Annotated in this window: 8 protein-coding genes and 1 pseudogene; 2 read left to right on the forward strand and 7 right to left on the reverse strand. The window is 63.3% G+C overall.

Features of this window, described 5'->3' with window-relative positions:
- Positions 1–315: 315 nt before the first annotated feature.
- From ACTHNZ_RS03090 to argB, 7 genes are all read right to left on the reverse strand, one after another.
- Positions 316–1,614, reverse strand: coding sequence for an AmpG family muropeptide MFS transporter (locus ACTHNZ_RS03090; protein WP_440541032.1), 1,299 nt, complete (start codon positions 1,612–1,614; stop codon positions 316–318).
- A gap of 23 nt (positions 1,615–1,637) precedes the next feature.
- Positions 1,638–2,267, reverse strand: coding sequence for a methionine biosynthesis protein MetW (metW, locus tag ACTHNZ_RS03095; RefSeq protein WP_440541025.1), 630 nt, complete (start codon positions 2,265–2,267; stop codon positions 1,638–1,640).
- On the reverse strand, positions 2,264–3,418 hold the full coding sequence (gene metX, locus ACTHNZ_RS03100) for a homoserine O-succinyltransferase MetX (RefSeq protein ID WP_440541026.1): 1,155 nt from the start codon (positions 3,416–3,418) through the stop codon (positions 2,264–2,266). Before metX ends, metW begins: the two co-directional genes overlap by 4 nt.
- Positions 3,419–3,802: 384 nt before the next feature.
- Entirely contained in the window at positions 3,803–5,551 is a 1,749-nt protein-coding gene (locus ACTHNZ_RS03105) for a hypothetical protein (protein WP_440541027.1), read from the reverse strand.
- Between the two features lie 295 nt (positions 5,552–5,846).
- Positions 5,847–6,548, reverse strand: a complete 702-nt coding sequence (slmA, locus tag ACTHNZ_RS03110; RefSeq protein ID WP_440541028.1) for a nucleoid occlusion factor SlmA — start codon at positions 6,546–6,548, stop codon at positions 5,847–5,849.
- The gene (locus tag ACTHNZ_RS03115; RefSeq protein WP_440541029.1) at positions 6,509–7,297 is read right to left on the reverse strand and encodes a pyrimidine 5'-nucleotidase; all 789 of its coding nucleotides are present in this window, start codon (positions 7,295–7,297) and stop codon (positions 6,509–6,511) included. The genes slmA and ACTHNZ_RS03115 overlap by 40 nt, the downstream gene beginning before the upstream one ends.
- Positions 7,298–7,363: 66 nt before the next feature.
- Positions 7,364–8,263 carry an acetylglutamate kinase gene (gene argB, locus ACTHNZ_RS03120; protein ID WP_440541030.1) on the reverse strand — a complete coding sequence of 300 codons (900 nt, stop codon included), beginning with the start codon at positions 8,261–8,263 and terminating at the stop codon, positions 7,364–7,366.
- Positions 8,264–8,482: 219 nt separating this feature from the next.
- On the opposite strand from argB, the gene ACTHNZ_RS03125 reads away from it, so the two are divergent.
- Together ACTHNZ_RS03125 and ACTHNZ_RS03130 are read left to right on the forward strand one after the other, a co-directional pair.
- On the forward strand, positions 8,483–8,776 hold the full coding sequence (locus tag ACTHNZ_RS03125) for a cysteine-rich CWC family protein (protein WP_440541031.1): 294 nt from the start codon (positions 8,483–8,485) through the stop codon (positions 8,774–8,776).
- A 6-nt stretch (positions 8,777–8,782) separates the two neighbouring features.
- Positions 8,783–9,668, forward strand: a pseudogene (locus ACTHNZ_RS03130) (ATP-binding protein); the annotation flags it as partial.

A 9,668-nucleotide genomic window follows, 5' to 3' on the forward strand; every position in this document is an offset into this window, starting at 1 on the left:
GTTGAACGATTGCCGTTTGAGTCTTCATCGTGATCCTCTCCAGTCGAAAATTAACGAGTGCGGACCGCAATTCGCGTTTGAGGCGCGAATGAGTCACCGGCGCCATGAATCGATGGCGCGGTGAGATGAAGCTGAGTTGGAGTGATGGCTAATCGATTCTGAATCGATCGTTATTCGATTCCTAATCGATAGGGCGATGCATCGATCCGCGTTTGCGCCGCATGAATGCGTGGGCGGCGTGGGAGGCATTCTCGTGTAGGACTTGCCGGCAACGAGCGCAATTACTTCAAAATAAGACCGAATGAAATGCGCGGGCTAAGCGCGTTCGTTCCACGGCGCGATCCGCGGCAACAACAGCATGCCGGGCGCGGCCAGCGCGGCGCAGACGAGAAAGTAATCGAACCAGCCGATTTTCGCGACGACGAAGCCGCTGGCGGCGGAAGCCAGCGTGCGCGGCACCGAGGCGAGGCTCGTGAACAGCGCGAATTGCGTGGCCGTATAGCGGGGATCGGTCGTGCTGGCGATGTAGGCCGTGAAGGCCGCGAGCGTGAGGCCCGTGGCGAATGTCTCGAAACCGTAGATCAGCGCGAGCGCGCCCGGCGAGGGGCCGATCTTCGCGAGCCAGGCGAAGCCCAGGGTCGAGACGATCTGTACGAAGCCGAAAATCCAGAGCCCGCGCGCAATGCCGATCTTGACGAGCCATGCGCCACCGATGATGCCGCCGGCGAGGCTGGCCCAAAACGCCGTCGTTTTCGCGATGACGCCGATCTGCGTTTTATCGAAGCCGAGGTCGAGGAAGAAAGACGTCGAGAGCGTCGTCGCCATCGTATCGCCGAGCTTGTACAGAAAGATGAACGAGAGCACGAGCACCGCAGCGCCGACCCCGTCGCGCGTGGCGAACTCCGAGAGCGGCAGGACGATGGCCTCGCGCAAATTCTTCGGCGGCGCGCCGTGCACTTCGGGTTCGCGCACGAGCAGCGTCATCACCATGCCGGGCAGCATGAACGCCGCGGTGACGGCGAACACGGCGGTCCAGGGAAGATGATCGGACAGAATCAGCGACAGCGAGCCTGGAATCAGGGCGGCCACCTTGTAGGCGTTCACGTGCACGGCATTGCCGAGCCCTTGCTCGGTATCGGCAAGCAGTTCGCGCCGGTAGGCATCGATGACGATGTCTTGGCTCGCACCGAAGAACGCGACGAGCGCCGTGAGTGCCGCGACGGTCCAGATCGCTTCGCGCGGAGAGACGAACCCCAGCGAACCGATCGCGCCGGCGACGAGCAGCTGCGTCGCGAGCATCCAGCCGCGGCGGCGCCCGGGGCGCCAGAACGGCAGCCGCGGCACGTAGCGATCCATCAGCGGCGCCCAGATGAACTTCCACGTATAGGGAAACTGAATCAGCGCGAACAGGCCGATTTCCTTCAGGTTGACGCCTTCGGAACGCAGCCAGGCCTGCACCAGATAAACGAGCGTGAACAGCGGCAGGCCCGACGTGAAGCCCAGAAAGACGCAGATCAGCATGTGCCGATTGAGGAACGCGCGCCAACCGGGGTGGGCCTCGTGCGCGCTCAGTGCGGCGCTTTCGTGCTGCGGGGGCGGAGTGTCACGTTTGATGATCGGCCTCTCGAATGCGGCGCTCAGACGGAGGCGGCCCCGTTCGAGCCGCGCCTGACGCGGTAGACCGCAAGACTACCACGCCAGTTCTCGCCCCAACGCACCGCGCGGCCGCCATGCAGCACCACGCGGTCGAGAATCTCGATGCCGACCTCGGGCGCGAGCGCCTCGAAATCCTTGGTCGTCAGCACGCGCACGTTCGGCGTGTTGTGCCACTGGTAGGGCAGCGACTTCGACACCGGCATGCGGCCGCGCAGCACCGACAGCCGATGCGGCCAGTAGCCGAAGTTCGGGAACGAGACGATGCATTCCTTGCCCACGCGCACCGTCTCGCGCAGGATCGCGGCCGTTTGATGAATCGTCTGCAGCGTTTGCGAGAGGATGGCGAAATCGAAGCTGGCGTCCTCGAACAGCCGCAGGCCGTCCTCGAGGTTCTGCTGCATGACGTTCACGCCTTGCCTCACGCAGGCGAGCACGCCCGCGTCGTTGATCTCGATGCCGTAGCCCGTGACGCCGAGCTCTTCGCCGAGCAGCGCAAGTAGGCTGCCGTCGCCGCAACCCAGATCGAGGACGGTCGCATTGGGCTCGACCCAGCGTGCGATCGCCCGGAAATCGGCCCGTGTGGAGAGCGAATCGATGGCGGCTTGATTCATGCGCGGACCTCCTCGGCAATGCGTTCGTAGTAGGCACGCACGACGTTGTGATAGCGCGCGTCGTCGAGCAGGAAGGCATCGTGCCCATGCGGCGCGTCGATTTCGGCGTAGGTGACGCGCCGCTTGTGCTGGAGCAGCGCCTTCACGAGCTCGCGCGAGCGCGTCGGCGCGAAACGCCAATCGGTCGTGAAACTGGCGATCAGGTACTGCGCGCGCGTATGCGCGAGCGCAGCCGTGAGATCTCCGTCGAAGTTCTTGGCGGGATCGAAGTAGTCGAGCGCGCGCGTGATCAAAAGGTAGGTGTTCGCATCGAAGTAGTCGGCGAACTTGTCGCCTTGATAGCGCAGATACGACTCGACCTCGAATTCGACGTCGAAGCTGAAGCGGTAGTCGTCGCCCGCCGCGCCTCCGCCCGCGGGCCGGCGCAGCGCGCGCCCGAACTTGGTCGCCATGTCGTCATCGGACAAGTAGGTGATGTGGCCGATCATGCGCGCGACGCGCAGGCCGCGCCGGGGCTTGACGCCATGTGCGTAGTAATCGCCGCCGTGAAAGTCGGGATCGGACAAAATGGCCGAGCGCGCCACTTCGTTGAACGCGATGTTCTGCGCCGAGAGCTTCGGCGTCGATGCGACGACGATGCAGTGCCCGATGCGCTCGGGGTACATGAGGCTCCAGGCCAGCGCCTGCATGCCGCCGAGGCTGCCGCCCATCACGGCCGCGAAGCGTTCGATGCCGAAGGCGTCGGCCACGCGCGCTTGGGTGTGGACCCAGTCTTCGACGGTGACGACGGGAAATCGGGCGCCGTAGGGCTTGCCCGTGGCCGGATCGATGCTCATCGGCCCCGTGGAGCCGAAGCACGAGCCCAGATTGTTCACGCCGATGACGAAGAAGCGGTTCGTATCGAGCGGTTTGCCCGGCCCCACCATGTTGTCCCACCACCCGACGTTCTTCGGCTCGTCCGCATAGACGCCGGCGACGTGATGCGAGGCATTGAGCGCATGGCAGACGAGCACGGCGTTCGAGCGTGCGGCATTGAGCGTGCCGTAGGTCTCGACCACGAGGTCGTAGCCGGCGAGCGACGCGCCGCTTCGGAGCGCGAGCGGCTCGGGAAAGTGCATGCGTTGTGGTGCGACGATGCCGATCGATTCCATGTATTCCGCCTTCTGACAGGGGCGGCTAAACGGTGTCGGCGGTGCGCGGGAGAGGGGCCATGCGCGGCTGACGACCTCTTTAGCCGCATTTATAGTGAACCTGAGCTGCACTCGGGTTCGCGCGCCCGCAATCGAGTCGACAAATCGGCGCGCCGCCTTGCGCGGTCCTGACCGAACACAGCGAGCGCAGGGCGCACTGGCGATCGGATCCGCTTAAGACAATGGAGCGCAAAGCATAGCGGAAATCGTGAGGACGCGCTATCTGCAATTGCGGGCGCGGCGGCGTGGGCTTGAGGACCCCGCCTAGCTTGCATTTCACGCCATGCGAACCCTGCGCGACGCCCGCGCCAGCGTACTTGCCCCGTTTTCGCACGCTCGTACCCGCTAGTCGTTCCGCTTAGGTTTTTCCACTATGGCGTTAGCGAAGTCCCCGCCGAATGCTTCCTTGATCTTCGTTTTGTCCACTTTGCTGGCCAAACGCGCGACTTTATCGGCGGCCGCGCGTGCAGCAAATCCCCTAAACGTTGTCTTGAACAAGACTTTGGCTCCCCTGCCCACATAAGGAACCAAGTCAAAGCTCAGAAACACGATAGCCTTTTGATATTCTGCATTCACTAGCGATTTCGCGGTGTCATAGAACGGAATGAAGCCGAACAACCTGTTGATCATCTTCTCCGCAGGCGTTTCATTGGTCACTAACTCTGTCATGTGCCGCGTCGTCCCGGTGATGATGGGTTTGATGGTATGCAAGAGAACGCCCCGGAGAGTATGACTAGGGGGAGCAATATTGGTGGAGTCTTCCGCAGCCGCGGAGAAAGTCGATCCGTTTGGAAACGTGCTAGGGTCGCTGAAGAACAAATGCTTCCCCTTTGATCTAAGCCACCAACGCCCTTCGTCGGAGTTTGGGTCGGGGATCGGGATCACCATATCTGGATGATGAGGAACGATCGCGAAATACCTCTCCGGCTCTCCCGGTATTTCGACGATGGTTCCGAGCTCGCCCTTGATGGGATGTCCCTCCGCTCTTGCGAAGTTGGGGTTTAGTCTGAACGGTCTTTTGCCCGTGACATGGTAAAGCGTGGCGCGATGCTCTAGGAAAAGTCCGTGCTCACAGTCGAATTTATCTCCAATCGCGCGTAAGCCTTGGCTTCTAAACTTATCCTTGAGCGGATCGAGCACCTCTTTGGCAAAGAAGTTCTGCTCTCCGTATCTTCCTTTCTCGGTGATGATGCGTTCCAGCTCACGCCCCCGATCCGTCAGCGGTTCGTACGTGAAGCCCTCGTTCCCTTTCGCCGTGAGATACATGGCGAAATCGGCCGCCGTTATTTTTATGGGCGCTATGGGTAGATGCTGCGTGCCGGAGATCTTTTTTTGAACATCCATCATCTCGTCGGGTTCGAACCCGATGGCACGCAATGCTGGTCCGAACAATGAAATAACCGATCCGACTGAATTGATTAGATTTTTCATCCAAGGACTTAGTTTCTCCTCGGGATAGACAATCGCATTTTGTAACGGGTCGGTGGGGGCTTCGACGTGACGGCGCTGATGACGGCGGCGGTGGTGGCGATGGTGATGGTGATGGTAGCCATGACCATGAAGGCGGTCCGGCGCGTGATCGGAGGAATGTCGATATCGATCAAGGCCGCCGCTTCTCTTCACGCGTTCTCGGCTCGGAGCCAACCCGCTTTCCGATCGCATCGCCCCGCTGCGAGTGAACGGGGAGTCCTCATCCCGCGTCGCCGTGGCGAAGCGATAGTACAGGTCGTCCGTCGAATAAGCGGGACTATCGCCCGGATTCTGCGTTCCGGTGCCATACGGCTGCCCGAGCGGTGCCTTCGGCAGGCGATACGGTTTTTCCAGCATCCTCGCGTAGGTACCCGTGAAGAATGTGGAAATCAGCATGAGGAAGAATGGCCAGCCCCAGGAGTCCAAGTTAGGGAGGGCGAGCGACTCCTGCGGTAGCCCATCTTGCAGCGCGCGGAGGGCATCGAACTCAGTGAACTGGAAAATATCCTGATACCCGAGTTGCTGATTCAGGGGCGTCTCGTGATGCTTATGGCTGGGGCGGTGCAGCCCCATGGCACGGCGCGCTCGCTTCCGCCGCTTCTGCCGGGCCTTCTTGGTGTCCATCTCAGCCATCGTGACAGCCCTATCGTGATTCGACTGCCGGTCCTCGACGTCAATGGCGCTCGCTGACGTTATGCTCGAGCGTAGTGCGAGCTGGGCGTTGCATGAGCTCGCCAAACGTCACTCTCTTGCGCCTTGGCATGCCCCGACGAGATTGGCAATGACCGTCGCAAATTGGGTAAGGCACGTTGTAGCGTAGCTGATGCGCACCTGCTCCTTTCAACGAGGGCTCATTCGAGATGCTGTCCGACTCACATAGTGGCGACCGGGATCGGATCGCGATAGACGAAAGAACCGGCTATTGCAGGATGAGCCGCAACTGAGCGTCCGCGTGTTCTGCCGGCGCGCGCGTGAAGCCGCTCTTCGCATAGCGGTGCCAGCGGCCCATGACGTAGCTGACGAGCAGATTGGCTCGCACGGCCGGGTCGTAATCGGCCGGTAGGAGGCCGGACGCTCCGGGACCGCGCCCCGCGTCCTGCTCGTGCTTCGCGTGATGGGCCTCCATCAGCGCGACGCGCAGGCATTGCTTGACGGAGGCCTCGACGCGCTCGAGCATCTGCCCCACGCGCTCGGCCAGCCGCGCGTGCTCGCCCACGAGCGCTTCGCCCGTCAGCACGCGCGTCATGCCGGGGTTCTTTTGCGCGAAATTGAGCAGCATCAGTCCGATCGCGCGCGCCTGTAGCACGCCGTTCGGTTCTTTTTCCGCGATTTGATTGATGAGGCCGAAGAACGTCCCTTCGATGAACTCGATCAGCGCCTCGAACATTTGCGCCTTGCTTGCGAATTGCCGGTAAAGCGCCGCTTCGGATACGCCGAGCCGTGCCGCGAGCGCGGCCGTCGTGATTTTCTCGGTTTTCGGCGTTTCGAGCATCGCGGCGAGCGTATGGAGAATATGCACGCGCCGCTCGCCCGGCTTCATGCGCGGTGCGCGCGCCGCGCTCGCTGCCTGCGTGTCGCGGTCTAATTCCGCGTCTTGCTGCTGCTCTGGAGTCGGCTCCATGTGCGCCCCGCTTCGTGACCCGGTCTGAGCGATTTTAGCGAACGAATGCGTCGATCGACATAGTGCGGCCGCCCGCTGCCCGGCAGCAACGTCATTTTTCCTTCCGCGCGCGTCGGCCGCGGCAGGTGGCCCACGATCCAGACCGTGCCGATGCCGAGCTTTTTATAGTGCTTCAGGTGCGAGCGGGTGTCTTCGACGAGGATTGCATCGCGCATCGGCACGCGCGCTTCGCGCAGCACCCGCCGCAGCATGGCGGAATCGGGCTTGGCGTACCACGAGCCGCGCCTGCGCATATGCTCGATCGCGATCACGCGCTCGAAGAGCCGTTCGATGCCCAGTTCGTGCAGCACCTCGCGCGCATAGATTTCGGGCGCATTCGTCAGAATGATCTTGCGGCCGGGCAGCGCGGCGATGAGCCGGGCCAGGCCGCGTTCGGACCGCACCATCGCAGGCAAATCGGGGAACGTATGCACGACGCGCAGAAAGTCGTGCGGATCGATCGGATGATGGCGCGCGAGCCCGAGCAGCGCCGCGCCGTACCGCCGCGTGTAACCCACCCGTAGGCGATCGGCTTCGGCCCGCTCGACGCTCAGTGCGTCGACGATGTAGCGCGTCATGCCCTCGTTGATCGCCGGGAAGATCGCGTGCGAGGCGTGGTGCAGCGTATTGTCGAGATCGAACAGCCAAAGCGGGGCGCCCGTGCGAGGACGTGCACGGGAACGCCTGCGGGGAACCGGCGATGAGGACATGGATGAGCCCGTCGGACGGCGGTGCGTTGCATCCGGGCGTTGGCGCCGGGATGCAACGCCGGCCGGTCAGTGGGAGCGGATCATCGTGCCGAACGGCTGCTCGGTCAGAATCTCGAGCAGCACCGAGTGCTCGATGCGGCCGTCGATGATGTGGACCGAGCGCACGCCGCTCTTGGCGGCGTCGAGCGCCGATGCGATCTTCGGCAGCATGCCGCCCGAAATCGTGCCGTCTTCGAACAGGGCGTCGATTTCGCGCGCCGACAGATCGGTCAGCAGCGTGCCCGATTTGTCCATGACGCCGGGGATGTTCGTCATCATGACGAGCTTTTCCGCGTTCAGGACGACGGCCAGCTTGCCGGCCACGAGATCGGCGTTGATGTTGTACGACAGGCCGTCCTCGCCGAACCCGATCGGCGAGATGACGGGGATGAACGCGTCGTCTTGCAGCGCGCGCACCACGGCAGGATTGATCGATTCGACTTCGCCGACCTGGCCGATGTCGACGTACTGCCCCGGATTGTCGCGGTCGGGCATCATCAGCTTGCGGGCGTGGATGAGGCCGCCGTCCTTGCCGGTCAGGCCGACGGCATGGCCGCCGAAATGGTTGATGAGCGTCACGATGTCTTGCTGCACTTCGCCGCCGAGCACCCACTCGACGACTTCCATCGTTTCCTCGTCCGTCACGCGCATGCCTTGGATGAACGTGCCTTGCTTGCCGATCTTCTTGAGCGCCTGGTCGATCTGCGGACCGCCGCCGTGCACGATGACGGGATTGATGCCGACGAGCTTGAGCAGAATCACGTCGCGCGCGAAGCCTTGCTTCAGGCGCTCTTCGGTCATCGCATTGCCGCCGTATTTGATGACGACGGTTTTGCCGTGATATTGGCGGATATAAGGCAAGGCCTCGGCCAGAATTTCGGCTTTCAGCACGGGCGCGATCTGGGCGAGGTCGATGGGCTCGGACATGGCGGCAAGCTCGGCAGGCAACGGTTCAAACGGGGGGGGGGGCGAAAACAGGCGGAATTGTACAGGACTGTGCCGCGCGCCCGCGGTTTTTGGTCGCAGTGTGGGCCCAAGGCGCGGTTTCTTTGACGAAGCTGCATGCGGCGTCCCTTGAAGGCTGGCATCATGGGCACAGCGTATTGTTTTTGCAACATATTTGCCTCGCCTTGCATCGAGCTGTCCATGGCCGTCTCTGACCGTTCGCCGTCGTCCTTGGCGCCGAGTGCGCGTTGCCCGCGTTGCGGGTGCGCGTTCGACTGTGGCGCCCGGCTCCGGCCGTTCGATTGCTGGTGTGCGCGCATGCCGGCGCTGCCGTCCGTTTCTGCGCCTGCCGGTGCGCCTCGGAAGGCGGCGGGCGGCTGCTTGTGCCCGGCTTGTTACGTCGAAGCGCTTGCCGCCGCCGGGGATTCCCCGGGTCACCAGGGGGCGCCCGGTTCGCCCGGTCCGGACGACCGACGAGAAAATTCCACTGACTAAACTGCGATGCACGGCATAACGAATACCGGCCGGATGAATCTCGGGCACCTCTTTTGGCTGCGCTGCCTCGCGATCATCGGCCAGCTCGTCACGATCGCCGTCGTTCAAACGTTCTTCGGCGTGCATCTGCCGCTGCCGGCGATGCTGATGATCATCGCGCTCGAGGCGATCTTCAATGCGGCCACCTGGCTGCGCGTCGCGAGCGCGCGGCCCGAAACGGATCTCGAACTGCTCGGCCAGCTATGGGTCGATCTCGGGGCGCTCTCGGCGCTGCTGTTTCTGTCGGGCGGGACGACGAACCCGTTCGTTTCCCTGTATTTGCCCTCGCTCGCGATTGCGGCGGCCGTGCTGCCGTGGCGGCACATGATTTGGCTCGCGCTCTTCGCGATGTCCTGCTATGTCGCGCTAGGCTTCGATTCCATCCCGCTGAACATGGACAATCCGGCGAACGTGTTCGACTACTACCGGGCGGGAATGTGGGTGAACTTCATGGTGAGCGTGGGGCTCATCGCATGGTTCGTCGCACGCATGTCCAACGCGTTGCGTCAGCGCGATGCGGCGCTCGGCGACGCGCAGCAGCGGCTGTTGCGCGACGAACGGGCTGTGGCGCTCGGCGTGCAGGCGGCCACGGTCGCGCATGAGATGGGCACCCCGCTGTCGACGATCGCCATGGTGACCGAGGAGTTGCGCGAGGCGGCAAGAAGCGATGCGGCGCTCGCGCGGTACGCCGACGATTTCGCGTTGCTCGAGCAGCAGATGACGTTGTGCACCTCGGCGCGCGCGCGGGGGCGCAGCCCCGCCGGGGGGGGGCCGGGCCGCCGGCCGCGCGCCCCCAGGGGCGCGACTGTTTTTGAGGCGGGGGGGGGGCGCCCACCGCCCCGACACGTGGGGG

The sequence above is a fragment of the Trinickia sp. genome (assembly GCF_051953955.1).
In the GTDB taxonomy this organism is placed as follows: domain Bacteria; phylum Pseudomonadota; class Gammaproteobacteria; order Burkholderiales; family Burkholderiaceae; genus Trinickia.

Bases quoted from the DNA above. Each gene is read 5' to 3' on its own strand.
- metW (WP_440541025.1), bottom strand. From the start codon at position 2,267: ATGAATCAAGCCGCCATCGATTCGCTCTCCACACGGGCCGATTTCCGG.
- slmA (WP_440541028.1), bottom strand. From the start codon at position 6,548: ATGGAGCCGACTCCAGAGCAGCAGCAAGACGCGGAATTAGACCGCGAC.
- ACTHNZ_RS03125 (WP_440541031.1), top strand. From the start codon at position 8,483: ATGGCCGTCTCTGACCGTTCGCCGTCGTCCTTGGCGCCGAGTGCGCGT.
- argB (WP_440541030.1), bottom strand. From the start codon at position 8,263: ATGTCCGAGCCCATCGACCTCGCCCAGATCGCGCCCGTGCTGAAAGCC.
- ACTHNZ_RS03115 (WP_440541029.1), bottom strand. From the start codon at position 7,297: ATGTCCTCATCGCCGGTTCCCCGCAGGCGTTCCCGTGCACGTCCTCGC.
- metX (WP_440541026.1), bottom strand. From the start codon at position 3,418: ATGGAATCGATCGGCATCGTCGCACCACAACGCATGCACTTTCCCGAG.
- ACTHNZ_RS03105 (WP_440541027.1), bottom strand. From the start codon at position 5,551: ATGGACACCAAGAAGGCCCGGCAGAAGCGGCGGAAGCGAGCGCGCCGT.